The organism is Lentzea kristufekii (assembly GCF_033949925.1).
Classification (GTDB): Bacteria; Actinomycetota; Actinomycetes; order Mycobacteriales; family Pseudonocardiaceae; genus Lentzea; species Lentzea kristufekii.
In genome coordinates this window covers 82,124-106,331 of sequence record NZ_JAXAVV010000015.1, presented here as the reverse complement: position 1 = coordinate 106,331, position 24,208 = coordinate 82,124, and the positions used below count along the sequence as shown (strand labels likewise).

The window sequence follows — 24,208 nt, the reverse complement described above, 5'->3', positions numbered from 1 at the left end:
GATGTGCCGCCACCTGGCTTACCTGGGCACCGCCGTGCCCGTCGGCAGCCTGCTCTACGAGGCACCGCACTCGTTGGAGCACCAGTCCTACGCGCCCGGCGACATGCGGGCGGGGGGAACGGTCAACGTCGACGGGTACGGCGTCGGCTGGTTCCCCGGCCCGATGCGCTACCGGCGGGCCGGCACCCTGTGGAGCGACCCGAACCTGCGTCAGCTGGCGGGCACGGAGTCGACGGCCTTCCTGGCCGCGGTCCGGTCCGCGACCACCGGGATGCCGGTGGCGGACGCGGCGTGCGCGCCGTTCACCGACGGCACGTGGTTGTTCAGCCACAACGGACGCGTCGACGGCTGGCCGCACACCGTCGCCGGGCTCGCGAAGACCCTCGACGTGACCGACCTGCTCACGATGGACGCGCCGACCGACTCCGCGCTGTTGTGGACGGTCCTCAGACGTCGTCTGGAGACCGGGAAGAACCCGGCCCAGGCGCTGGTTGAACTCGTGCGGGAGGTGGCGGACGCGGCACCGAGGTCGCGCCTGAACTTCCTGCTGACCAACGGAGAAGTGCTCGTGGGGACGACGTGGACACACGCCCTGTGGGTGCTGCAGAAAGGTGAGGGCGTGACGCTCGCGTCCGAGCCGCTCGACGACGACCCGGACTGGCGGGAGATCCCCGACCGGCACGTGGTCACCGCCGTTCCATCCACTGTGGAGGTTCGACCTTTTTGACTTCCTCCCCCTCGTGAACGAGGGGGATTCCTACGGCTCGCGCCGCAGGGTTTTCTGTTTCGTCGCCGACTGCCCGCCTGGAGTGTTCCGTTGAGGTCTTACACCGGCTCCACAGACCGACGCCGCCAGCCCGGCGGCCAGGATGTTGCGTGCCGCGTTCACGTCCCGGTCATGGGTCGCGCCGCAGCCACAGGTCCAGGTGCGCAGATGCAGCGGCATCGCTGCCGCGAGTGCGCCGCAGACCGAACACAGCTTGGACGACGGGAACCAGCGATCCACGGTGATCACGCCCCGCCCGTACCAGCTCGCTTTGTACTCCAGCAGTTGCCGGAACTGCCGCCATCCCGCATCACCGATCGCACGGGCCAAGCGCCGGTTGCCGACCATGTTCGACACGGCCAAATCCTCGATCACGAACGTTTGGGTATCACGCACGAGCCGGGTAGTGACCTTGTGCAGGAAGTCCGCGCGCCGATCAGTGATCCGGGCGTGGACACGGGCGGCCTTGACGCGGGCCTTGTCCCTGTTGCTGCTGCCCTTCTGCTTGCGGCACAAGGAGCGCTGTGCCTTCGCGAGCGCCGTCCGGTCGCGGCGCTCGTGCCGGGGATTGCCGATCTTCTCCCCGGTCGACAGGACCAGCAGGTGATCGAGACCGACGTCGATCCCCACCACCGCATCTGTGGCGGGCAACGGCCGCACGCCGGGATCCTCACACAGCATGGAGACGAACCACCGCCCGGCCGCGTCCCGCGACACAGTCACCGTCGAGGGCACCACGTCCTCGGGCAGGGGTCGCGACCAGCGGATGTCCAGTGGCTCGGCCATCTTCGCCAGCATCAGCTCGCCGTCACGCCACCGGAACGCCGAACGCGTGTACTCGGCGCTGGCGCGCGACTTCTTGCGCGACTTGAATCGTGGATACCGGGCCCGCTTGGCGAAGAAGTTTGTGAACCCGGTCTGCAGATGCCGCAACGCCTGCTGCAGCGGCACTGCGGACACGTCCCCCAGGAACGCGAGTTCCTCGGTGCGTTTCCAGGCGGTCAGCAGCGCCGACGTGGCGATGTAGCCGACCCGTTCTCCGCGTTGCGTCCACGCTTCCGTTCGGGCCTGCAGTGCCAGGTTGTAGACCTTGCGGACGCAACCGAACGTGCGCGACAGCTCCGCCGCCTGTGCCTCGGTCGGATAGAAGCGGTACCGGAATGCCCGCTTCACATGCCGATTCACAGTTCCCAAATTACTAAATCGCTGTGTGGCTCCAGGTGGGTGGGTCCTGTCCAGGTCCTGCTCCGCAGGGGCCCGACTTCTCCCCGCCCGGACGGACGGGGTCTCCTCGGAGGACATCCAAATGACCGAGCCGGTGCTGGACGTTCATCTCAAGCCGGAGGACGCCGCACACGCGCTACGTGCCGACGTGCGGGCCGGACTGACCGCGGACCCGAAGTGGGTCTCGCCGAAGTGGTTCTACGACGCCGTGGGCAGTGCGCTGTTCGAGGACATCACGCGGTTGCCCGAGTACTACCCGACCCGCGCCGAACGGGAGGTGCTCGCGGAGCGCGCGGGCGAGATCGCGGCGACGACGGGCGCGCATTCGCTGGTGGAGCTGGGTTCCGGCTCGTCGGAGAAGACGCGGCTGCTGCTCAGCGCGTTGCGCGAGCACGGGACGCTGCGGGAGTTCGTGCCGCAGGACGTGTCGGTGTCGGCGCTCACCGAGGCCGCGCACGCGATCATGGCGGACTACCCGGGCCTGCGGGTGCACGGTGTGGTCGGTGACTTCACGCAGCACCTGTCGCTCCTGCCCGGCGAGTCGCCGCGCCTGGTCGCGTTCCTGGGCGGCACGATCGGCAACCTCATCCCGGAGGAGCGCGAGAAGTTCCTCCGCACGGTCCGCGACGTGCTGGATCCGGGGGAGTGGCTGCTCCTCGGCACGGACCTCGTCAAGGATCCGGGCACGCTGGTGCGCGCGTACGACGACGCGCAGGGCGTGACGGCGGAGTTCAACCGCAACGTGCTGAACGTGCTGAACCGCGAGGTCGGTGGAGACTTCGACGTCGAGGCGTTCGAGCACGTGGCGTTGTGGAACGCAGAGCAGGAGTGGATCGAGATGCGCCTGCGCGCCAAGCGGGCCATGCGCGTGACGATCGCCGGGCTCGGCCTGGTCGTGGAGTTCCGCGAGGGCGAGGAACTGCGCACGGAGGTGTCGGCCAAGTTCCGCGAGGAGGGCGTGCGGCAGGAGCTGGAGGACGCCGGATTCTCGCTGCACCGCTGGTGGACCGACGCCGAGGGCAGGTTCGCGGTATCGCTGGCCCAAGCGGTGTAACCCAGGTCACAACCCGACGATAGGCGGGTTCACGCGATGCGCGCTCGGTGATGGGCTGCATCGATGACTCCTGCATCAACGCGTGCCGTGCGCGTGGCGCTCGTCAGTGCGCTCGCGCTCGGCACCGTCATCACCGGCCTGGGCAGTGCGTCAGCCCAGCCAGAAGCCACCTCCGCCGTCAGACCCGCCGCGTGGGGACCGTGCGGGGCGGACGTGCTCGCCGAGATCCCCGCCGCCGAACGCACGAAGGTCAGCTGTGCGGTCCAGACGGTGCCGGTCGACCACTCGCGTCCGCGCGGTGACTCGACCGGCGTCGTCATGATGAAGCGCCCCGCCGGAGACCCCGCGAAGAAGATCGGCTCGCTGTTCATCAACCCCGGCGGCCCCGGTGGCGCCGGCCTGATCTACAGCGCCTACGGCTCCAGTTTCTTCACGCCGGAGATCCTCGAGAAGTTCGACCTCATCGGCTTCGACCCGCGTGGCGTCGGCCGCAGCGCGCCGCTGCGCTGCTTCCGCACGCAGGAAGAGGCCGAGGCGGTGAACGAGGGCTGGTACGCGCTGCCGATCACCAAGGACGAGATCGCCAGCTCGATCCGGTAGTCCAAGGTCTACACGGACTACTGCAAGATCAACGCCGGTCCGCTGCTCAACCACATGTCGACGGAGGCGGTCGCACGCGACCTCGACGTGATGCGCGAAGCCGTGGGGGACAGGCAGCTCACGTACGTCGGCTTCTCGTACGGCACGCTGCTCGGCGCGACCTACGCGAACATCTTCCCGCACCGGTCCCGTGCCCTGGTGCTGGACGGCAACGTCGACCCGCAGCTGCGCCTGACCAACGGCGCGCAGTACGACCGCGAGCGCGCTCGTGGTTTCGAGATCGCGTTGGACGCGATGCTGAAGCGTTGCGACTCCGTCGGTGCCGAGAGGTGCGCGTTTGCCGGTGACGCGCGCAAGAAGTTCGACAACATCCGCGAGTCGCTGCGCAAGGGCTCCACGACGTTGCCCGGCGGCACCCAGGTGACGCTGACCGGCCTCGTCGGCCGCACGGCGAGCAACCTGTACAGCCCGACCACGTTCAAGGCGCTGACGGCGTGGCTGCAGTCGATCCACGCGGCCCAGAACCCCTCGGCCGCGTCGGCCGTCCAGTCCGTTGTGGACGTTCCGGTGCTGAACAACCTCGGCGGCAGGGCCGACGTCCGGGTGCTGCCGGAGACGCCGTACACGAGCGACGACTCGTACTACGCCGTCAACTGCATCGACAAGCCGTTCTCCCGCTCGAACCGCAACTGGGCCCAGACCGCGGACAGGTGGGAGAGGGAGTCGAGGACGTTCGGCCGCTACCAGGCCGCGTCCGACCTCCTGACCTGCCCGACGTGGCCCGCCCGCAACCCGGACCGCTGGATCGGCCCGTGGAACCGCCACACCAAGAACCCGATCGTCGTGGTGGGCAACTACTACGACCCGGCGACGCAGTACCTGTTCTCGGAGCGCATGGCCAAGCAGCTCGGCAACGCGCGGCTGATCAGCGTCGACGCGTTCGGTCACTGCATCCTCGGTGACTCGGCCGGCGCCGACGCGGCGGTGACGAGGTACCTCGTCGACCTCACCGCTCCCGCGAACGGCCAGGTGTTCCAGCCGAACGCGCAACCGTTCTAGTTCGTCGATGCCCGCCTGTCGTCGGACAACCCGACGATAGGCGGGTACAAACGGTGCACGGTCGGTGATGGGGTGCATCCGTGAAGTCATCCTCCGCATCAGCGCGTGTCGTGATCGCGAGTGCGCTCGTGCTCGGCACCGTCGTTTCCGGCCTGGGCGTGGCGAGCGCCCAGCCCGAGGTCTCGTCGAACGTCAGACCCGCTGCCTGGGGGCAGTGCGCGGCCGACGTCCTCGCCGGCCTTCCCGCCTCCGTGACGCCCGAGGAGCGCGCGAAGCTCACCTGCGCCGTCCAGGAAGTGCCCGTCGACCACTCGCGCCCGCGCGGTGAGAAGACCGGCATCGCCATGATGAAGCGCCCCGCGAACGACCCGTCGCGCAAGATCGGCTCGATCTTCCTCAACCCCGGCGGCCCCGGTGGTTCCGGCCTGCTGCGCGGCGCCGTCGCGAAGAACTACTTCCAGCCGTCCGTGCTGGACCGGTTCGACGTCATCGGCTTCGACCCGCGCGGCGTGGCCCGCAGCGCGCCGATGCGCTGCTTCCGCACCCAGGAAGAGGCCGACGCGGTCAACGAGGGCTGGTACGCCCTGCCCATCACCAAGGCCGAGATCGCGAGCACGATCAAGCAGTCCAAGACCTACACGGACTACTGCAAGATCAACGCCGGTCCGCTGCTGAACCACATGTCGACGGAAGCGGTCGCACGCGACCTCGACGTCATGCGCGAGGCCGTGGGCGACCAGCAGCTCAACTTCGTCGGCTTCTCGTACGGCACGCTGATCGGCTCCACGTACGCGAACATCTTCCCGCAGCGCACGCGGGCGATGGTGATCGACGGCAACGTCGACCCGCGGCTGCGTCTGACCAACGGCGCGGAGTACGACCGCCAGCGCGCCGACGGTTTCGAGATCGCCCTCGACGCCATGCTGAAGCGCTGCGATGCCGTCGGCGCCGCCAAGTGCGCGTTCGCCGGTGACGCCCGAGGCAAGTTCGAGGCGATGAAGACCGCGCTGGGCAAGGCCCCCGCGACGTTGCCGGACGGCACCAAGGTCACGCTGTCCGACGTGGTCGGCCGCGTTGCCGGCGACCTGTACTCGATCGCCCGGATCTCGACTCTGGCCGCCTGGCTGCAGAGCGTCCACGTTGCGCTGAACCCGTCCGCCGCCACTCTGGGCATACAGTCCACGGTGGAGCTGGCCGCGCCGCTGAACAACGCCGGTGGCCGCATGGACGTCGACCCGCTGCCCGACACCCCGTACACCGCGGACGACTCGTACTTCGGCGTCAACTGCACCGACAAGCCGTTCGCCCGCACGAACCGCAACTGGGAGAGGACCGCGGCGAAGTGGGAGGCGGAGTCCCCGACGTTCGGCCGCTACCAGGCTGCGGCGGACCTGCTGACCTGTGCCACGTGGCCGACGCGCAACCCGGACCGCTGGATCGGCCCGTGGAACCGCAAGACGAAGAACCCGATCGTCGTCGTGGGCAACTACTACGACCCGGCCACGCAGTACCTGTTCTCGCAGCGCATGGCCAAGCAGCTCGGCAACGCGCGGCTGATCAGCGTCGACGCGTTCGGCCACTGCATCCTGGGCCGCTCGGCCGACACGGACGCGGCCGTCGCGAAGTACCTGGTGGATCTCGTCGCACCCGCCGACGGCCAGGTGTTCCAGCCGAACGTTCAGCCGTTCGCCTGATCGGTTCGCCTGAAGCGGTGGCGGTGCTCGTGCAGCACCGCCACCGCGGCGGCGACGATCAACAGGTACGCGGAGTACGTGGGCCACAGCCACACCGCGAGCCCGAAGAGCGCGGCCGTGGCGAACGTCGCCCAGCCGCGCCGCACGACCGCCCACACCAGCAGTGCGGCGGCCACCAGCCACAGCAGGCTGTAGTCGTAGAGGGCTTCGTCGATTCGACGGCTCATCTCGATGCCGCGCAGTGTCTCGTAGGTCTCCTCGCCGGTGTACCAGTCCGGCTGACTGCCGCAGCGCGCGCCGGGTTGCGCGCACAGGTCGCCCATGTCGCGCACAGGCGCGTTCACGATCAGCGTCAGCGCCGCGAGTGCGCCGATTCCGAGCACGGCCCACGTGGGGATCTTCACGACAGCAGGCTCCTCACGATCAGCACGACGGCACTCGCCCCCGCCACGACCAGGGTGGGAGTACGGACGCCCTTCGCGTCGAACTTGGCGCGCAACGGCCCCGAGAGCAGGAATCCGGCGACCAGGAACGGGATCAGCAGCACGCCGCTCCACAGCTGGTGCGCGGTGACGTTGCCGGTGACGGTCAGGCCGACGATCGAGACGGCCGAACCCAGCGTGAAGAACGCCGCCAGTGTCGCCCGCACCTCCGGCCCGGCCTGGTTCTGGTAGAGCAACGCGACCATCGGGCCGCCGATCGACGTGGCCGTGCCGAACGAGCCGCTCGCCACGCCCGCGGTGACCAGGGACGGCGGAGTGGGCTGCGGGCGCCAGGACGTGATCGACAGCAGGACGCACGCCAGCACCGCGGCACCGACGACCACGCCGAAGCTCTTCGGGTCCAGCGAGTCGACGATCCAGATGCCGACGACCGTGCCCGGCAGGCGGCCGAGCATCGCCCAGCCGACACCGCGCCAGTCCACGTGACCGAACTCCCTGGCCAATGACATGACCGCGTGCGCGCAGGCGATGACCAGGACCGGCACCGGGACCAGCGCCGGGTCCAGCAACGCGAGCAGCGGCACGGCGACCAGGGCCAGCCCGAAACCGATCAGGCCCTGCAGCAACCCTCCACAAGCGACGACCACGCCGGCGACCGCCAGCAACCCCCAAGACATAGTTCGCGATGCTATCGACCATTGTTCGCCTGCCGTTGGCCCAGCGCACCTACGCTCCGCGCCATGACCGCGTCCCGTCGTTCCTTCCTGCTCGGCACCGGTGCGACCGCCGCCGCTGCCGCCCTGGTCACGCCTGGTTCCGCCGCTGCTGACAACGTTGTCGGCGGCCGCCCCGACCCCGAGGCGCGGCGGTTCACGCTCGCCGTGATCCCGGACACGCAGTACATGTTCGACCTCGACCGCGGCGACTCGGCGCCGTTGAAGGCCACGCTGCAGTACCTGATCGACCGCCAGAGGTCCGAGAACATCGTCTTCATCAGCCACCTCGGCGACCTGGTCGAGAACGCGCGGCAGAGCGAGATCGACGACATCAGCGAGCGGTTCGAGGTGCTCGACCGCCGCCGGATCGGGTACAGCGTGCTCGCGGGCAACCACGACGTGCCGGACTCGCGGCTGGACGACCAGCGCGGGCGCACGCCGTACCTCGACAGGTTCGGGCCGCGGCGGTTCCGGTCGTCGCCGACGTTCCGCGGTGCGAGCGCCGACGGCTACAACACGTTCCACGTCTTTCGCGCCGCCGGCAAGGAGTGGCTGGTGCTCGCGCTGGACTGGCGCATGTCCGCCAAGGGGTTCGAGTGGGCGCGCTCGGTGCTGAAGCAGCACGCCAAGCTGCCGGTCATCCTCACCACGCACGAACTGGTCTACGACGGCGGTGACGGCACCGCCGCGATGTCCGACTACGGCCGCAGGCTGTGGAACGAGCTGATCAAGGACAACGACCAGATCTTCCTGACGCTGAACGGGCACTTCTGGCCGCCCGCCCGGACGACGATGCGCAACACCGCCGGCAACGACGTGCACGTGCACATCGCGAACTACCAGGACCGCTACTACGGCGGCGGCGCGATGATCCGGTTCTACCACTTCGACCTGGACCGCGGTGTGATCGACGTCCGCACCCTGTCGCCGTGGCTGCTCGGCAAGAAGTCGCTCAACCCGCTGGAGCGCAAGGAGACCGAGCTGACCGGCCCTGCCGACCGGTTCAGCGTGCCGATCGACTTCGAGCAGCGGTTCGCCCGCTTCGACCCGCCGGTGCTGCCCGCGCCGCAGCCCGCCCGTGACGTGCTGGTGCGGGGCACGGTCGCGTACTGGCGCCTGGGCGAGGGCCTGAAGGACCTGTCGGGCAACGGGAACGACCTGCGGCAGACCGGCACGCTGACCGCCTCGGACGACCACAGCCGGCTCGCGCCGTCGCACCGTTCGCTGTACTTCGGCAAGGACGGCTATCTGTCCACCGTGGACTCGGCGCCGGTGAACAGGGAGACGTTCGAGCGCGGCTACACCATCGAGGTGTTCCTCAAGCTGCCCGAGGACTTCGACCACCCGTGGTGCGGCCTGTTCACGAAGCTCGCGCCCGGTTCCGCGGCAGGCAAGACCGGGGACGACCCGAGCGAGCCGATCGCGACCCTGAACGTCGCCGGTGGCGGTCAGCTGCAGTGGGCGGTGTTCCCGCGCAACCTGCCGGGCATCTCCACGAACTGGGGCCACGAGATGGACTACGAGACGTGGTGGCACATCGCCGTGGTCAACGACGGCGTGCACACCACGCTGTACGTCGACGGCTCTCCGTTGCTGCGCAACCCTTCCACGCCCGCGCGCGGCATCTCGACCGCCGGTGACCCGTGGCTCGTCGGCGCCTACGCGTACGACAAGGTCGTCGAGAAGTCGTTGCACGGCTGGATCGGCGACATGCGGATCGTGAACCGGCCGCTGGACCGTGCCGAGTTCATGCGGTCGAAGGCAGCCCGAACCGCGGGAACAGACTGAGGTCGAAGAACGACGAGACGTGCGTGATCCGGCCGCCGCGAACCTCCAGCACCTGGAGGTTGAACGGCCGGAACACGCCGTCCTCGCCTCGCAGGTAGAGCCCGAACGCGGGCTGGCCGTTCGCTTCGGTGGCGATCATCCTGGCGCCGTGCGGGACTGCCGGGCACTGGTTCGTGAGGTGCCACGCGACCATGTCCGGGCCCCGGTAGAACTGCGGGTACGGCGGCATCTCCCAGACGACGTCGTGCGCGAACATGCCGATGATCGCCGGGATGTCCTTGGCCTCGAAGGCTTCCACCCACCGGTCGAGCAGCTGCTTCGCCTCCGCGGGCTCCACCACCTCGTCCTCGCTGAGGTCCTTGAGCTGCGCGTGCGCCCGTTGCAGAGCGCTGTTGACGGCCGCGACCGTCATCTCCAGCTCGTCCGCGGTCTCGGCGGCGCTGAGCTTCAGCACGTCCCGCAGGATCAGCACCGCGCGTTGCCTCGGCGGGAGGTGTTGCAGGGCCGCGACGAACGCCAGCCGGGTGGACTCGCGTTCGGTGACGATCGCGGCCGGATCGGTCGGGAACGGCTCCAGCCACGGGATCTCGTGGTCCTCGGTGAGCGGGTCGGTCTCGGTGGCCGCCTGGTTGCCGAGCCCGAACGGCAGCGGGCGTCTCGTGCGGCCGTCCAGGGCGGTGAGGCAGACGTTCGTCGCGATCCGGTACAGCCACGTGCGGACCGACGAGCGGCCCTCGAACTGGCCGTACGCCTTCCACGCGCGCAGGTACGTCTCCTGCACCAGGTCCTCGGCGTCGTGCAGCGAGCCGAGCATCCGGTAGCAGTGCGCGAGAAGCTCCCGTCTGAACGGGTCGGCGGCGGTCGCGAAGTCCACTGTCACCATCGCCTCCGGTGGAGGCGGTCCTGCGTCGTGGTCGTCATGGTTCTCCCGGTAGGTTGTGGTTCGTGCGAACGGCGTACAAGTGCCGGGCTTACCCGACCTCTGATCAGGCTGTGGTGTTGAATCGCACGTTCGGGTGTGTGCGTCTGGTGTGGAACAGGACTTTGAGTGAGCGGAATCTCCGCTACCGTGCCGAGGGTGTGCGCACGTCGTATCGGCAGACCGATTCGGCGCTGACGGAGTGGAAACGCACCGGGGAACTCGCGTTTCTGTCGGAGGTGTCCTCTGTCCCGCTGCAGCAGACGCTTCGCCATCAGCACACCGCGTTCAGTAACTTCTTCGCCGGGCGGGCTCGCTATCCGAGGTTCAAGTCCCGTACCGGGCGGCAGAGCGCGCATTACACCCGTTCGGCGTTCCGGATGCGTGAGGGTGTGCTGACGCTGGCCAAGACCAGTGTGCCGCTGCGGTTCGTGTGGTCTTTCGGCGAGGTGGACCTGGCCTCGTTGGACCCGACGATGGTGGTGGTGTCCCGCGAGCCGGACGGCCGCTGGTACGTGGCGTTCGCCATCGACACCACCGACACCACCGAGCCCGCCCCGGCTGAGCCCGCAGGGCACGCGATCGGCGTCGACCTCGGCCTCACAGACCTGGTGGTGACCAGTGACGGTGAGCGGATCGCGAACCCGCGGCACCTTGCCCGCAAGGCCTGCAACCTGGCCCGCTACCAACGACGGATGGCCCGCTGCCAGCGCGGCAGCCGCAACCGCTGCAAGGCCAGGGCCAAGGTCGCCCGCGCGCATCGCAAGGTCCGCGCCGCCCGGCAGGACTTCCTGCACCGCACCACCACGGCTCTGGTGCGTTCGGCCGACGTGATCGCGATCGAAGAACTGTCGGTCAAGAACATGGTGCGCAACCGCCATCTCGCCCGTGCCATCTCCGACGCGGGCTGGGGCGAGTTCCGCAGGCAGCTGGAGTACAAGTGCGACCGGGCCGGCCGCACGCTGGTCGTGATCGACCGCTGGTTCCCGTCGAGCAAGACTTGTTCGGTCTGCGGGCACGTGCTCGCGCAGCTTGCTTTGTCCGCCCGGCACTGGACGTGTCCGGGCTGCCGCACCCGGCACGACCGGGATCTCAACGCGGCCAAGAACATCCTTGCGGCTGGTCGAGCCGTAACCCGAAGCGATTCGGGTGATGCCTGCGGAGCTGATGTCAGACGGCAAGGGCCCTCCCTTCCGCGATCGGCAGTGAAACAGGAACCCCGTGCCGTGAGGCACAGCGCGTGAGCGCTACCCGCCGCACGGCGGGTGGGAATCCCTGTCCTTCAGAACAGGGACAAGTCAATCCCGCACTCTAATCGCGTTCCGCAGTCTGCCGACGAGAATCTCGATGTAGTCCTTGAGTTCCACCGGTTCGTGCACGTCGAACTCGAAGCCCAGGAACAGCAGATGCCACACGATCCGTTCGAGCGCGTCGGCGCCCGTGCGCATCAGGCACGAGTTCTCGTCGATCGGTTCCAACGCAGCGGACATCGGTGTGGTGCGTTCCGCGACTGCCTGCATGGGTGCGTGGATCGTGAGCACCGCCTGGTGGGTGTAGACGTTGGAGGCGACCTGCCTCGACACGAACTCGCCCAGGGACGGCGCGGGCGGTTCGCGGGGCGTGAACCTCGCCGCGAGCGTGGGCTGCTCGGTGATGCGGTCCACCCGGAACGTTCGCCAGTCCTGTTTGGACACGTCCCACGCGACCAGGTACCACCGGCGGCCGGTGTGGACGAGACCTTGCGGTTCCGCGAGCCGTTTCGCGGGCTCGCCCTGCGTCGGGGCGTAGGTGAAGCGCAGCTGCTGGTGGTCGCGGCAGGCGGCGGCGATGATCGTGAGCGTCTCCGGGTCGACCGTCGGGCCGGTGGCCGGCAGGGCGGTGGTGTGCGCCTGGAGTGCCTGCACGCGCCGCCGCAACCTCGTCGGCAGCACCTGTTCGAGCTTGGTGAGGGCGCGGATCGACGTCTCCTCGATGCCCGCGACGGAGCCGTTCGCCGCCGTCCTCAGTCCGACCGCGACTGCGACCGCCTCGTCGTCGTCGAGCAGGAGCGGCGGGAGTTCCGCGCCCGCCCCGAGCTGGTAGCCACCGGCCGCGCCGGGCAGTGACGTGACGGGGTAACCGAGGCTGCGCAACTTGTCCACGTCGCGGCGGATCGTGCGCACGTCGACGCTGAGCCGGTCCGCGAGCTCCGGGCCCGTCCAGTCACGCCGCACCTGCAACAGGGACAGGAGCTTCAGCAGCCGTGCGGACGTCTCCAGCATGTGACGATCCTAGATTCCGTTGCGGACAACGGCCTGCGGTGGTTAGGGTTCTCGTCATGACTGCCGGGTCGGCCTTGTGCCGTGAGCGGAACGGTTGCCCGGCCCTGACTTGATCAGGGCCCCTCCATCCCCGCGCACATCCGTTTCTGTGGATGCGCGCACGGGAGAGGAGGTGATGCGCAATGCTTCCCAACGTTGGTGATGTCTTTTCGGGGAAGGTCGTCTCGACCGTTCCCTTCGGTTCGTTCATCGAGCACCCCGCCGGTGCACACGGGCTCCTGCACGGCCAGCAGGCCGAGGTCGGTGCCTCCGTGCAGGTGAAGGTGCTCGCTGTGGACGCCGTGCAGCAGCGGTTCAGCCTGGAGCTGGCGTGAGTTGAGTGCCCGGGCAGAGGCGCCCTGCCCGGGCTTTCTCACGGTCTCCGGTAGTCCGCGCACTCGCCGGTCAGGCGGTCGTGCAGGGTCTTGCGGTGCCCCTCTTCCTCGGGTGCCGGACCGAGCGCGTCCGCTGGGCTGGTGATGTCGTGCAGCAGCCGGTACAACACGACATCCGTTGCGGTGTAAAGCCAATCGTCCGCCTTGCCGGGCGGCGCGGCGGGTCCGAGCATGTTCTCGAACCACGCCGGGAACAGCAGATCCCGTGCCACCGCGTCCTCGATGCGCGCGCGGATCAGCTGCCGCACGTGCGCGATGGCCTCGTTGCCGGCCGACTTGGCAACGGTGTCCTTGGCGTGCGTGTCGTCGTCCGGGGCTTCGGGGCGTTCCCGGTCCGTGATGGACCGCCACTGCTGGTAGTTCTTGCGCCACAACGCTTCCGCCGTGGACGGGAGGTGCGTCAGGGCCTCGGCGGCCTCGATCGCCTCCAGGGCCGACCGGTCGTACTCGGCGATGGCCTTGCGCGTGTCCTTGGCTTCCTGCGGGGTGAAAACCCTGCGGGCGTAGGCTTCCTGACCTTTGAGGATCTTGGCGAGCTGTGCCTCGCCGATCTCGGGCCAGTCGTCGAAGTCCGCCTTCTGGGTCTCGCTCGCCCGCACCTTCCGGTTCAGCGCCACCAGGAGGCGTTCCAGGCGGTGGACGCTCTCCGCGAGCTCGGTGACGCGGTCGTCGGTCCTGGTGAGCTTGCGGGTGTTGTCCTTGAGCTGGTTCGCCTGGCTGAGCTGGTGGTGCGCCGCGTCGGTCTGGGCGTGGTCGATGCGGGTCTCCAGCGACTTCAGTTCCTTCTTGAGCCGCTCGACCTTGCCGTCCAGTGCCTTGACCGGATCGATGTTCACTTCAGCGTCCTCCAGGCCCACCAGGCGATGCCCGCCGCGGTGATCAGTGTCGCCCAGCCACTGGCCAGCGGGGTCAGGAGGGTGGCCACGAGGGCCGCGCTGATCGCGGTGGTCCTGGCCCGCGGCTCGAAGATCCGCCGGCCCGCCGGATCCACCAGGACCGACGCGGCCGTGGCCACCGCCACCAGCAGCGAGAGCAGCGACCAGGCGTCGAACCAGCCCACGGCGACGACCAGGGCCGCGGCGGTGGTGGCGATGGCGATCACGCGGTTCGGGGTGGTCAGCCTGGCCGCCTCGACGTCCCTGCGGGCCTGCATGACCGCTTCCACCTCGGCGTTCGTGGTGGCGAGGAGGGGCTGGAAGTCCGGGCTGCCAGGGCCCGCGGCCTGGAGGGCTCGCAAGGCTGTTCGCAGGGACTGCTGGCGGTCGGCCAGGCGGGCGAACGGATCGGCTGCCATGCCCCGAAATCGTGATCAAGCGCGGTGGGCGGGGCTAGGCCTGTGAGGGGAGTTGGTCCGGTTGCCGACGAACTTCCCTCACTCGGCCTAGTCTCCCTCAAGATTTCCTGCGCGCCTCGTCCGGCCAGACGACCTCGATCGGCACACCGGACGCGCGTGCCTGCTCCACCACGTCCGCCGTACCGCCCTTGCCCTGGGCCGGGACGCCGTCCCACACCGCCACCAGGACCTCGACGGAGGCGAGCATGCGTTCGTTGGCCGCCACGTACGCCAGCCGCCCGCTCGACATGTGCGGGAGGACGCTGACGACCGTTGCGGCCGCGCGCAGCTCGTCGTAGTCGGCCACCTGGTGCGGCTTCAGGCGGTCGCGGTAGTCCAAAGCGGGCAGGACCACCTCCACCTCACCGCCCAGCGCCAGCACCGCCCTGGCGAAGACCTGGTCGGCTCCCGGAGCCAGGCAGGTCACGCCGACCAGGTTGGTGCCCAGCCTTTCCAGCACCTCCGTGATGGCGGCCTGGACGGCGGGGACGCACTCCGGGACCAGGTTGCTGTGGCCGGTGATGCCGACGCGCATCAAGCGGTCCGGATCGCTCTGATCGCGTCTCGGGTGTCCTGCACGGCGGGGATGTGGCGGTGCCGTGCCGCTTCCTTGGCGAAGTCCTCCAGCTTGCGCAGGACCCGGCCCGAGGAGAGCTTCGCCGCTGTCGGCAGGACCTCGTTGATCAACCCGCACGCTGCCTCCGGGTCTCCCGCGACCATTTTGGTGCGCGCCAGTCCGATCACGTCGAAGGCGCGGTTGCGCACCTTCGACGGGTCCCGCAACGCCAGGGCCCGCCGGATGTGTTGTTCGGCGAACACGGCCTGGGACGGGTCGTGCATCGCGAGGTCGCGGCAGCGGGCGCCGATGACGCCCTCGAGCTCGGCCTCGTCGAAGCTGTGCAGGTAGCGCGGCTCGTTGTCCGCGTCCCGCTGGGCGAAGCTGTCCTGCGCCATGCCCACGGCCTGGTGGAACTCGCGGGTCTTGCCCATGCTCGCGTAGGCCCAGGCCTCGCGGGTGAGCAGGAGCGCCTTGAGCGTGGGCGTGCCGGTGCGGCGGGTGCCGTACTGGCCCAGCTGGACCAGCTCCAGACCGTCCTCGGGACGGCCCAGGTCGAACATCTGCCTCGCCATGGCCGCCAGGCACAGCGCCGCGAAGCCGTCGTTGTGGCCGGCCTTGGCCATGCGGACGGCCAGCACGTAGTAGCGCTGGGCCGCGTTGTGCAGGCCGGCGTCGAACGACATGCTCGCCGCCACCTTCGACAGCTCCGCGCCGATGAAGAACGCGCGTTCCGTCGTCGGGCCGGACGGTGCCCGGCCCAGGCGTTCGGCCAGCTCGTCGAGCTGACCCAGGACGGCCTTGCGGGCCAGTCCGTAGCCGCCCCGGCCGCCCCAGCCGCGCAGCCCGTCCGCCACGCGCTGCAACGCGAAGAGCTCCTCCTCGCTGATCGCCGAGTGCGACGACCACTTCGACAGGTTCTGCAGGGGGTGCAACCACCGCTGCAGCGGCTCGACCAGTGCGGACCCCACCGTCACCGCGGCGGCTCCGGTGAGCGCCGCTCGTCTGCTGATCGCCAAGTCGCTCCTCGCCGTCTCCTCGACCGAACGGGCAATGCTCGTCGCCTCCCAGGGGGCGGCGAGCACGTCTGGCGGGCCGGTGTCAGGGGAGCCCACCTGAGCTGGGATGACGACGCGGTCGAACCACAGTCGTTCGCCCGGTACACCGAGCACCAGCGCGAAGTGGCGCAGCCGGTCGAGGCGGTCGATCTGGTTCTCGCCCGACTCGTAACGCGAGAGCTGCGCCTGGCTGATGCCGAGCCACGCCGCCATGCGGTCCTGCGTGACCCGGCTGAGGTGCCGGGGGTGGTGCCGGTACGCGGAGATCAGCGCACCCATGTCGCGGTCGGTGCATGCGGCGACGATCGCGGGGTGGTCCCAGAAGTCGTTCGGGACCTCAGGTGGTCCGTGCACGTCCGCACGAGCGTTGCGGCGGCACCGGTGACACAGCCGATCGGAGTTGTCGGCGGCGATGAACGCCCCACACGGGCAAGCGCGTCTGGATCTGGGTCTCGCTGCATCCATCGGCCTCGCCCCCGTCACTGAGCGTTTCCCCAGTGTACGGACGTGTGATCGTCAGTCCATCCATCTCATGCATAAGACGTAATGGGTTCGCGTGTCGCAGTCCTGGTGCCTCCACCCGGCGGATGAGCTTCATACGCCTGCTGCATGGGGTCCATGCAGCAGGCGAGTGGTGTTGGCGGGAAGTGAGAAGGACCCTGCACAACGTCAGGCTGCGGGTGGATCCCCGTGGCCGTGACCAGTGCCTGACCCACCAACGGGGAGGACAACCGCCGATGAGCCTCACGACCGCGGAGACCGGCACGGCCGGGATCCCACAGAACAGGGGACACGCACGGGCGATCGGGGAGGCCGTAGCCGGCTACCGGTTGCTCGGCTGGCAGGTGACCGTCACCGAGCAGGGTGTGTTCCTGCCCCTGGGCCCCGCCACGACAGCCTTGGCGATGCCGGCGCGGATCGGGTCGCGAGTCCTGGCCGACCTGAAGTCGCGGATGCTCGCCGGACCGGTCACGGTGATCCCCGGCCCCCGCGAACACTGGATCTTCCTGGCCGAGCTGGTGGCGTTGCTGCCCACGCACCTCAAGGCGCCGCCGGAGGTCCAGTTCGTGCGATCGCCGCACCGGATCGCGCTCCCGCCGACGATGACCAGGTACGGATCGCTGCGCTGGGCGAACCCGCCGTCGCACTCGCGGCACTGGTTCCCGCCGTTCACCGCCGTGCTGGCACTGGCCCGGCAGGCCGCCGCGGAGGACCAGCGCCGATAATCGGTGCTCGTGGATCGTCGTTCAGTGTTGTTGTGTGGGCTCGCCGCCGCTTTGAGCGCCTGTGGCGAGCCCGCTCCTCGCAAGACGGGCGGTGCCGGCACCGCCCGGCCGGGAGACCGCGTCGTCGCCGTCTCCTCGGTGCCCGACGGCTCCGGTGTGCTGGTGGACATGCCCGGCAACGCCCAGCTGTTGGTCGTACAACCTCGATCGGGTGAATTCCGTGCGTTCAACCCGGCGTGCCCGCACGTGGGTTCGATGGTCAACCCGCCTGCCCGTGGCGTGATCACCTGCCCGTTGCACGGGAGCGCTTTCGACGCCTCGACCGGGGCAGTCCGCAAAGGACCTGCGGAATCGGGTCTCGTCGAGGTCGCGGTCGTTCGCTCCGGAGATGATTTGGTGCTCGGCTGAGACCTGTGCGTTTGCTGTGCATCGGGCTTCTCGCTGAACTCTCGCCGACCTGTTCGCGTAATGCTGTGGTGTGACCCCGAACACCCACCACCACGGAGGATCGGTCGTGAACACCGAAAGCCTGGTCAGCAGGCGCGCGGCGCTGTGCGGAATCGCGGTTGCCCTGGCCGTGCCCAGCGGACTCGTGACGGCGTGCAGTTCGACCCCGACCGGTTCTGGAAGCGCCCCCACCCAGGGCGGTTCGACTCCGACGGGATCCGCCGGGACCAGCGGCACCGCGCTCGTCGCGCTGGCGGACGTACCCGAGGGCGGCGGCGCCGTCGTCGACGCCCCGGGCGGCAAGAAGATCGTCGTCGCGCGCATCTCCGCCACCGAGGTGAAGGCCTTCGACGCGACGTGCCCGCATCAGGGTTCGATGGTCGCGGAGCCGTCCGGCGGCACCATCACCTGTCCCTCGCACGGCAGCCAGTTCGGTGCTTCCGACGGTGCCGTGAAGAAGGGGCCGGCGACGACCGGCCTGCGCGCGGTCTCGGTCAAGGTCGACGGCGACCAGGTCGTCCTGACCTGACCCTTTCTGTTTTTGTCGGACCGCGTCGATAGTCTGGACGGCGTGGCAGATCCCTCGACGTATCGCCCTGCAGTGGGCACGATTCCTGAGGCTCCCGGCGTCTACAAGTTCCGCGACGCCGGTGGCCGGGTCGTGTACGTCGGCAAGGCGAAGAGCTTGCGCAGCAGGCTGAACTCGTACTTCGCGGATCTGGCCGGGCTGCACCCGCGCACGCGCCAGATGGTGACGACGGCGGCCTCCGTCGAGTGGACGGTCGTCTCCACCGAGGTCGAGGCGCTGCAGCTCGAATACAACTGGATCAAGGAGTTCGACCCGCGCTTCAACGTCCGGTACCGCGACGACAAGTCGTACCCGGTGCTGGCCGTCACGCTGCACGAGGACTACCCGCGTCTGCACGTGTACCGCGGCCCGCGCAAGAAGGGCGTGCGCTACTTCGGCCCGTTCGCCCACGCCTGGGCCATCCGCGAGACGCTCGACCTGCTGCTGCGCGTGTTCCCCGCGCGCACGTGCTCGGCGGGCGTTTTCAAGCGGCACAACCAGATCGGCCGCCCCTGCCTGCTCGGGTACATCGACAAGTGCTCGGCGCCGTGCGTGGGCAAGGTGTCGGCCGACGAGCACCGCGACATCGTGCTCGACTTCTGCGACTTCCTGGCGGGCAAGACGGACAACATGGTCCGCCGCCTGGAACGCGAGATGCTGCAGGCGTCGGAAGAGCTGGAGTTCGAACGCGCCGCCCGCCTGCGCGACGACCTGGGCGCGCTGCGCCGCGCGATGGAGAAGCAGGCCGTCGTGCTGGGCGATGGCACGGACGCCGACGTGATGGCGTTCGCACAGGACGAGCTGGAGGTCTCGGTCCAGGTCTTCCACGTCCGCGGCGGCCGTGTCCGCGGCCAGCGCGGCTGGGTGCTCGACAAGGTCGAAGCTCTCGACGACGGCGGCCTCGTCGACCAGTTCATCATGCAGTTCTACGGCGACAACACCGAGAGCACCCCGCGCGAGGTGCTGGTCCCGGTGCTGCCGGACGACGCCCCGGCCCTGGAAGACCTGCTGTCCGAGCAACGGGGCTCGCGAGTCGTCCTGCGCGTCCCGCAACGAGGCGACAAGCGGGCCCTCATGGAAACGGTGGCGCGCAACGCCTCCGAAGCCTTCGCCCAGCACAAGCTCCGCCGCGCCGGCGACCTCACCGCCCGCTCCGCCGCACTGCAGGAGATCCAGGACGCCCTGTCGCTCGACACCGCGCCGCTGCGCATCGAGTGCATCGACATCAGCCACGTCCAAGGCACCGACGTGGTGGCGTCCCTGGTGGTGTTCGAGGACGGCCTGGCCCGCAAGTCCGAATACCGCCGCTTCGCCATCCGCGAGGCAGCCACCGAGGGCGACGTGGCCTCGATAGCCGAGGTGGTCCGCCGCCGCTTCCAGGCCATGCTCCGCGAAACCGCCTCCGGCGGCCCCAACCCGGGCATAGACCCGGACACCGGCAAACCCCGCAAGTTCGCCTACCCGCCCAACCTCCTGGTGGTCGACGGCGCAGGCCCCCAAGCCGCAGCGGCCTCCGACGTCCTGGCCGAACTGGGCATCACCGACGTGGCAGTCGTAGGCCTGGCCAAACGCCTGGAGGAGGTCTGGGTCCCAGGCGAACAGGACCCGGTGATCCTCCCGCGCACCAGCGACGCCCTGTACCTGCTCCAACGAGTCCGCGACGAGGCCCACCGCTTCGCCATCGCCTACCACCGCCAGAAGCGCTCGAAGCGCATGACCACCTCGGCCCTCGACGAGGTACCAGGCCTCGGCGAGACCCGCAAAGCCGCACTGCTCAAGCACTTCGGCTCGGTGCGGAAGCTGCGACAGGCCACAGTGGACGAGATCAGCGACGTGCCGGGGGTGGGCCGCCGCACCGCGGAGGCCGTGGTGGCGACCTTGGCTTCGTCGGGCGGGAACTCCTGATGGGTCGGGAGCCGGCGGGTGCCGGCTCTTCGTTGCCCTGCAACGGTGTGATGGGAGAAGGTTCGTCGCCATCGCCCTCGCTGCCATCGCCCTCGCTGCCACCGCCGTCGACGCCACCGTTACCGCCACCACCGACGTCGCCGTTACCGCCGCCGCCACCCACGTCGTCGTTACCGCCACCGCCGTTACCGCCACCGCCGTTGCCGCCACCGCCGTTGCCGTCGCCTGACGACGGTCCGTCGTCGGTTCGGCGTGCTGCGGTTCGCGAGAACCAGTCGCCGCCGCACCGAGCCATGACAGAGCCCGTGCCGCTGCGGCCGTTACCCGCGCCCGTCGAGGAGTTGCTGATCGAGCTGCACGCTTCGCCGCGCCTGGTCGCGCACCTGCGGGCTGTGCACGACGTCGCCTGCGAACTCGTCGAATGGGTCGAGCGGCATCACCCGTCGGTCACTATCGACCGGGACGCGGTGCTGTACGGCGCGGCCACGCACGACATCGGGAAGGTGTTGCACCCCAACGAGTTGTCCGGTCCAGGCTCGGCGCACGAGCCGGCGGGCCACGAGCTGCTGCGAGAGCGCGGGGTCGACGAACGACTGGCTCGGTTCGCACGGACGCACGCCTCGTGGACCGCGCCGGGCATCAGCCTGGAGGAGTTGCTGGTCAGCCTGGCGGACAAGGTGTGGAAGGCCAAGCGCGTCCCGGACCTGGAGCAGCTGGTGACCGAACGGCTGGCGAGAGCCGCGGGCCAGGAGGCGTGGGAGGTGTTCATGGCGCTGGACGACGAGCTTGACCGGATCGCGTCGGGCGCCGATGCGCGGCTGGCGTTCCAGTCGAGCTGGCCGGTTGCGGTGTGAGGCTGGAATTGTGAGATGTGGGGCTGGTGTTGAGGTAGGTGTGGCTGGCGTTGTGAGACGAGGTGCTCGACCCGCGTGCTCCCTCCTTCTGTCGCGGCGAAGATGACCATGGTTTCGTGACATCCACTAGACGGTGTCAGGCGTGGATCAGGACGAGGTTCACTCGTCCGGGTGGCGAAACCGGCCGCGCCACGTAGCGTCTCAACTGTCGAACCTGCCGCACGCGAGGGCCGTTCCAGTGGAGACTCTCCAAGTGCGCGCCCGGTCGCGGCCTGGCCCGACGTCGAGCTCGCCCGAACCGGAGCTCGCGCAGAACCAGAGCTCGCCCGAACCAGAGCTCGCGGACAACGAGAGCTCGCCCAGAACCAGAGCTCCCCGGCAACGAGAGCTCGCCCAGTACGAGAGCATGCCCAAACGAGAGCGGCACAGTCGCGCTCATGAACAGGTAACGGAGTCGTAGTCGTGAACGCGGAGAAGTCCGGCATCGAAGTCGCCGTGGTGACCGGGCTGTCCGGTGCGGGCCGCAGCACCGCGGCCAAGTGCCTGGAGGACCTCGGCTGGTTCGTCGTGGACAACCTGCCCCCGGAACTCATCGCCACCATGGTCGAGCTCGGCGCGCAGGCGCGCGGGGCGATCACCAGGGTCGCGGTCGTCATGGACGTGCGCAGCCGCGCGTTCACCGAGGACCTGGCCTCCATCATCAAGGACCTCGACGCGCGTGGGTACAAGCCGCGCGTGTTGTTCCTCGAGGCCACCGACGCCGTGCTGATCCGGCGCTTCGAGGCGGTGCGGCGCGGTCACCCCATGCAGGGGGACGGGCGGTTGCAGGACGGCATCGAGGCCGAGCGGATCCTGCTGACGCCGCTCAAGCAGGAAGCCGACCTCGTGGTCGACACGTCGGCGTTGAGCATTCATCAGCTGCGGGCCAAGATCGAGGACACGTTCGGCAGCGAGGCGGCCAGCCGGACCAGGGTCACGGTGCTGAGCTTCGGGTACAAGTACGGGCTGCCGATGGACGCCGACCTCGTCATGGACGTGCGGTTCCTGCCGAACCCGTTCTGGATCCCGGAGCTCAGGGAACAGACGGGACTCGATGGTGAGGTGCGCAACTACGTGCTGTCCCAGGAGGGCGCGGACGAGTTCCTTGATCGGTACCACGAGTTGCTCAGGCTCATCGGTGCCGGCTACCGGCGTGAGGGCAAGCGCTACCTGACGCTCGCGATCGGGTGCACCGGTGGCAAGCACCGCAGTGTCGCCCTGAGCGAAGAGCTGGCCGGGCGGCTGGCCAGCGAGGACGGCACGGCCGTGAAGGTCGTGCACAGGGATCTGGGACGTGAGTGACGAAGTTGAAAGCTGTTGCTTTGGGTGGCGGCCACGGGCTGCACGCGACGCTGAGTGCGTTGAGGCAGGTCACCGACGACGTGACGGCCGTGGTGACGGTCGCGGACGACGGAGGGTCTTCGGGGCGGCTCCGGCGTGAGCTCTCCGACCTGCTGCCGCCCGGCGATCTGCGCAAGGCCATGGCGGCGCTGGCGGGGGACGACGAGGCCAGCCGGCGGTGGACGTCGCTGTTCAAGCACCGCTTCGGCGGCACCGGGGCGCTCGCGGGGCACGCGGTCGGCAACCTGGTGATCGCCGGGCTGCTCGAGCAGCTCGGCGACCCCGTGGCGGTGCTCGACCTCACCAGCAGGCTGCTCGGCGTCAAGGGCCGGGTGCTGCCCATGTCGAACGATCCGCTCGACATCGAGGCGGACGTCGTGGGGCTGGACGAGGACGAGACGGACGTGCGGCGGATCCGGGGGCAGGTCGCCATCGCGACCACGCCCGGACTGGTGCAGCGCATCCGGTTGACCGCCCCGAACGGGCGACCTGCCGGCTGTCCGGAAGCAGTACAGGCTGTACTTGAAGCCGATGTCGTGGTATTGGGGCCCGGATCGTGGTTCACCAGCGTCTTGCCGCATCTGCTGGTGCCCGAACTGCACGACGCGCTCGTGCACACGCGGGCCAAGAAGGTGCTCGTGCTCAATCTCGTCCCCCAACCGGGTGAAACCGCTGGTTTCTCTCCGGAGCGGCATTTGGACGTAGTCTGCGAACACGCACCCGAGCTGAAGGTGGACGCGGTGATCGCCGACGTCGACTCGGTCCCCACCCCGGACCGGTTGACGCGAGCCGCCTCGGCACTGGGTGCGCGTACGCATCTGGCCAAGATCGCCGCACCGGACGCCGCAGAGCGGCATGATCCGGAGGCACTTGCCGGTTGCCTGAGGCAAGTGGTCGTGGAGACCGGAGTGGGAGGGACTGGCCAGTGGCGATGACGTCGGCGGTCAAGGACGAGCTGAGCAGGCTCGCGGTATCCAAGACCTGTTGCCGCCGCGCGGAGGTGTCCTCCCTGCTCAGGTTCGCCGGCGGCCTGCACATCGTGTCCGGCCGGGTCGTCGTCGAGGCCGAGCTCGACCTGGGTTCCGCGGCCCGCAGGCTGCTCAAGGAGATCCAGGCGCTCTACGGCCACCACGCCGAGGTCTTCACGATCCAGTCGAACGGCCTGCGCAAGGGCACCCGGTACGTCGTCCGCGTGGTCAAGGACGGCGAGGGCCTCGCGAGGCAGACCGGTCTGCTCGACCCGCGCGGCCGCCCGGTGCGCGGCCTGCCCGCGCCGGTCGTGTCCGGTGGTGTGTGCGACGCCGAAGCCGCGTGGCGCGGTGCGTTCCTGGCGCACGGCTCGCTGACCGAACCCGGTCGCAGCTCGTCGCTGGAGATCACCTGCCCCGGTCCCGAGGCGGCGCTCGCGTTGGTCGGCGCGGCGCGCAGGATGGGCATCTCGTCCAAGTCGCGCGAGGTCCGCGGGGCCGAACGCGTGGTGATAAGGGATGGCGACGCCATCGGGGCGATGCTGACCAAGCTCGGCGCGCACGACAGCGTGATGGCGTGGGAAGAGCGCCGGATGCGGCGTGAGGTCCGCGCGACCGCGAACAGGCTGGCGAACTTCGACGACGCGAACCTGCGCCGTTCGGCCCGTGCGGCCGTCGCGGCGGCCGCACGGGTGGCGCGGGCGTTGGAGATCCTCGGCCCGGAGGCACCGGACCACCTGGCCGCCGCCGGGCAGCTGCGCCTCGCGCACCGCCAGGCGTCGCTGGAGGAGCTGGGCCAGCTGTCGGACCCGCAGATGACCAAGGACGCGGTGGCAGGCCGTATAAGGCGTCTGCTGGCCATGGCGGACAAGCGGGCCAAGGACCTGGGACTGCCGGACACCGAGTCCGCGGTCACGGCGGAGATGCTCGAAGCAGAGGTCTGACACACCGCTCT

25 protein-coding genes are annotated in these 24,208 nt (G+C 69.3%); 16 read left to right on the top strand and 9 right to left on the bottom strand.

Going from position 1 to position 24,208, the window contains the following annotated elements; all coding sequences use genetic code 11:
* Position 1: 1 nt before the first annotated feature.
* Complete coding sequence (gene egtC, locus SK571_RS28625) at positions 2-727, top strand: ergothioneine biosynthesis protein EgtC (protein ID WP_319987177.1); 726 nt, start codon at positions 2-4, stop codon at positions 725-727.
* A 30-nt stretch (positions 728-757) separates the two neighbouring features.
* On the opposite strand, the gene SK571_RS28620 is transcribed toward egtC, so the two are convergent.
* The gene (locus SK571_RS28620) at positions 758-2,068 is read right to left on the bottom strand and encodes an RNA-guided endonuclease InsQ/TnpB family protein (protein ID WP_319987176.1); all 1,311 of its coding nucleotides are present in this window, start codon (positions 2,066-2,068) and stop codon (positions 758-760) included.
* A 4-nt stretch (positions 2,069-2,072) separates the two neighbouring features.
* Between SK571_RS28620 and egtD the strand changes: the two genes are divergently transcribed.
* From egtD to SK571_RS28600, 4 genes are all read left to right on the top strand, one after another.
* Positions 2,073-3,044, top strand: coding sequence for an L-histidine N(alpha)-methyltransferase (egtD, locus tag SK571_RS28615; RefSeq protein ID WP_319987175.1), 972 nt, complete (start codon positions 2,073-2,075; stop codon positions 3,042-3,044).
* A gap of 63 nt (positions 3,045-3,107) precedes the next feature.
* Positions 3,108-3,644 carry a hypothetical protein gene (locus tag SK571_RS28610; RefSeq protein WP_319987174.1) on the top strand — a complete coding sequence of 179 codons (537 nt, stop codon included), beginning with the start codon at positions 3,108-3,110 and terminating at the stop codon, positions 3,642-3,644.
* A 54-nt stretch (positions 3,645-3,698) separates the two neighbouring features.
* Complete coding sequence (locus SK571_RS28605; RefSeq protein ID WP_319987173.1) at positions 3,699-4,703, top strand: alpha/beta hydrolase; 1,005 nt, start codon at positions 3,699-3,701, stop codon at positions 4,701-4,703.
* Positions 4,704-4,783: 80 nt separating this feature from the next.
* Complete coding sequence (locus tag SK571_RS28600; protein WP_319987172.1) at positions 4,784-6,397, top strand: alpha/beta hydrolase; 1,614 nt, start codon at positions 4,784-4,786, stop codon at positions 6,395-6,397.
* Here the strand turns inward: SK571_RS28600 and SK571_RS28595 are convergent.
* Both SK571_RS28595 and SK571_RS28590 read right to left on the bottom strand, forming a co-directional pair.
* The gene (locus SK571_RS28595; RefSeq protein WP_319987171.1) at positions 6,382-6,801 is read right to left on the bottom strand and encodes a hypothetical protein; all 420 of its coding nucleotides are present in this window, start codon (positions 6,799-6,801) and stop codon (positions 6,382-6,384) included. The genes SK571_RS28600 and SK571_RS28595 overlap by 16 nt on opposite strands.
* The gene (locus tag SK571_RS28590) at positions 6,798-7,517 is read right to left on the bottom strand and encodes a sulfite exporter TauE/SafE family protein (RefSeq protein ID WP_319987170.1); all 720 of its coding nucleotides are present in this window, start codon (positions 7,515-7,517) and stop codon (positions 6,798-6,800) included. The genes SK571_RS28595 and SK571_RS28590 overlap by 4 nt, the downstream gene beginning before the upstream one ends.
* Positions 7,518-7,580: 63 nt before the next feature.
* Between SK571_RS28590 and SK571_RS28585 the strand changes: the two genes are divergently transcribed.
* Complete coding sequence (locus tag SK571_RS28585) at positions 7,581-9,344, top strand: LamG-like jellyroll fold domain-containing protein (RefSeq protein WP_319987169.1); 1,764 nt, start codon at positions 7,581-7,583, stop codon at positions 9,342-9,344.
* Here the strand turns inward: SK571_RS28585 and SK571_RS28580 are convergent.
* Entirely contained in the window at positions 9,304-10,227 is a 924-nt protein-coding gene (locus tag SK571_RS28580) for a sigma-70 family RNA polymerase sigma factor (RefSeq protein ID WP_406602044.1), read from the bottom strand. The two genes, SK571_RS28585 and SK571_RS28580, sit on opposite strands and share 41 nt — an antisense overlap.
* An 8-nt stretch (positions 10,228-10,235) precedes the next feature.
* Between SK571_RS28580 and SK571_RS28575 the strand changes: the two genes are divergently transcribed.
* Complete coding sequence (locus SK571_RS28575) at positions 10,236-11,507, top strand: RNA-guided endonuclease InsQ/TnpB family protein (protein ID WP_319987167.1); 1,272 nt, start codon at positions 10,236-10,238, stop codon at positions 11,505-11,507.
* A 54-nt stretch (positions 11,508-11,561) separates the two neighbouring features.
* Here SK571_RS28575 and SK571_RS28570 read toward each other — a convergent pair whose 3' ends face one another.
* On the bottom strand, positions 11,562-12,524 hold the full coding sequence (locus SK571_RS28570; RefSeq protein ID WP_319987165.1) for a helix-turn-helix transcriptional regulator: 963 nt from the start codon (positions 12,522-12,524) through the stop codon (positions 11,562-11,564).
* A gap of 182 nt (positions 12,525-12,706) precedes the next feature.
* On the opposite strand from SK571_RS28570, the gene SK571_RS28565 reads away from it, so the two are divergent.
* Positions 12,707-12,898 carry a S1 RNA-binding domain-containing protein gene (locus tag SK571_RS28565; protein WP_090067010.1) on the top strand — a complete coding sequence of 64 codons (192 nt, stop codon included), beginning with the start codon at positions 12,707-12,709 and terminating at the stop codon, positions 12,896-12,898.
* A 38-nt stretch (positions 12,899-12,936) separates the two neighbouring features.
* Here the strand turns inward: SK571_RS28565 and SK571_RS28560 are convergent, their stop codons facing one another.
* The 4 genes from SK571_RS28560 to SK571_RS28545 all read right to left on the bottom strand — a co-directional run bounded on the left by SK571_RS28560 (position 12,937) and on the right by SK571_RS28545 (position 16,259).
* Positions 12,937-13,794 carry a hypothetical protein gene (locus SK571_RS28560; protein WP_319987164.1) on the bottom strand — a complete coding sequence of 286 codons (858 nt, stop codon included), beginning with the start codon at positions 13,792-13,794 and terminating at the stop codon, positions 12,937-12,939.
* Positions 13,791-14,252, bottom strand: a complete 462-nt coding sequence (locus tag SK571_RS28555; protein WP_319987163.1) for a hypothetical protein — start codon at positions 14,250-14,252, stop codon at positions 13,791-13,793. Before SK571_RS28555 ends, SK571_RS28560 begins: the two co-directional genes overlap by 4 nt.
* Positions 14,253-14,349: 97 nt before the next feature.
* Positions 14,350-14,826 (bottom strand): hypothetical protein, encoded by a 477-nt coding sequence (locus SK571_RS28550; protein WP_319987162.1) that lies wholly within the window; start codon positions 14,824-14,826, stop codon positions 14,350-14,352.
* Positions 14,826-16,259, bottom strand: a complete 1,434-nt coding sequence (locus SK571_RS28545; RefSeq protein ID WP_319987161.1) for a helix-turn-helix domain-containing protein — start codon at positions 16,257-16,259, stop codon at positions 14,826-14,828. The genes SK571_RS28550 and SK571_RS28545 overlap by 1 nt, the downstream gene beginning before the upstream one ends.
* Positions 16,260-16,642: 383 nt before the next feature.
* On the opposite strand from SK571_RS28545, the gene SK571_RS28540 reads away from it, so the two are divergent.
* From SK571_RS28540 to whiA, 8 genes are all read left to right on the top strand, one after another.
* On the top strand, positions 16,643-17,131 hold the full coding sequence (locus SK571_RS28540) for a hypothetical protein (protein WP_090014002.1): 489 nt from the start codon (positions 16,643-16,645) through the stop codon (positions 17,129-17,131).
* A 9-nt stretch (positions 17,132-17,140) separates the two neighbouring features.
* Positions 17,141-17,539 carry a Rieske (2Fe-2S) protein gene (locus tag SK571_RS28535; protein WP_319987160.1) on the top strand — a complete coding sequence of 133 codons (399 nt, stop codon included), beginning with the start codon at positions 17,141-17,143 and terminating at the stop codon, positions 17,537-17,539.
* Positions 17,540-17,645: 106 nt separating this feature from the next.
* A complete protein-coding gene (locus tag SK571_RS28530) occupies positions 17,646-18,107 on the top strand; it encodes a Rieske (2Fe-2S) protein (protein WP_319987159.1) in 462 nt (153 codons plus the stop codon).
* 42 nt (positions 18,108-18,149) lie between these two features.
* Positions 18,150-20,051, top strand: a complete 1,902-nt coding sequence (gene uvrC, locus SK571_RS28525) for an excinuclease ABC subunit UvrC (protein WP_319987158.1) — start codon at positions 18,150-18,152, stop codon at positions 20,049-20,051.
* Positions 20,052-20,344: 293 nt separating this feature from the next.
* Entirely contained in the window at positions 20,345-20,905 is a 561-nt protein-coding gene (locus SK571_RS28520) for an HD domain-containing protein (protein WP_319987157.1), read from the top strand.
* 483 nt (positions 20,906-21,388) lie between these two features.
* Positions 21,389-22,246, top strand: a complete 858-nt coding sequence (gene rapZ / locus SK571_RS28515; RefSeq protein ID WP_406602050.1) for an RNase adapter RapZ — start codon at positions 21,389-21,391, stop codon at positions 22,244-22,246.
* Between the two features lie 5 nt (positions 22,247-22,251).
* Positions 22,252-23,220 carry a gluconeogenesis factor YvcK family protein gene (locus SK571_RS28510; protein ID WP_319987291.1) on the top strand — a complete coding sequence of 323 codons (969 nt, stop codon included), beginning with the start codon at positions 22,252-22,254 and terminating at the stop codon, positions 23,218-23,220.
* Positions 23,211-24,197, top strand: coding sequence for a DNA-binding protein WhiA (gene whiA / locus SK571_RS28505; RefSeq protein ID WP_030478101.1), 987 nt, complete (start codon positions 23,211-23,213; stop codon positions 24,195-24,197). The genes SK571_RS28510 and whiA overlap by 10 nt, the downstream gene beginning before the upstream one ends.
* Positions 24,198-24,208: the final 11 nt, after the last annotated feature.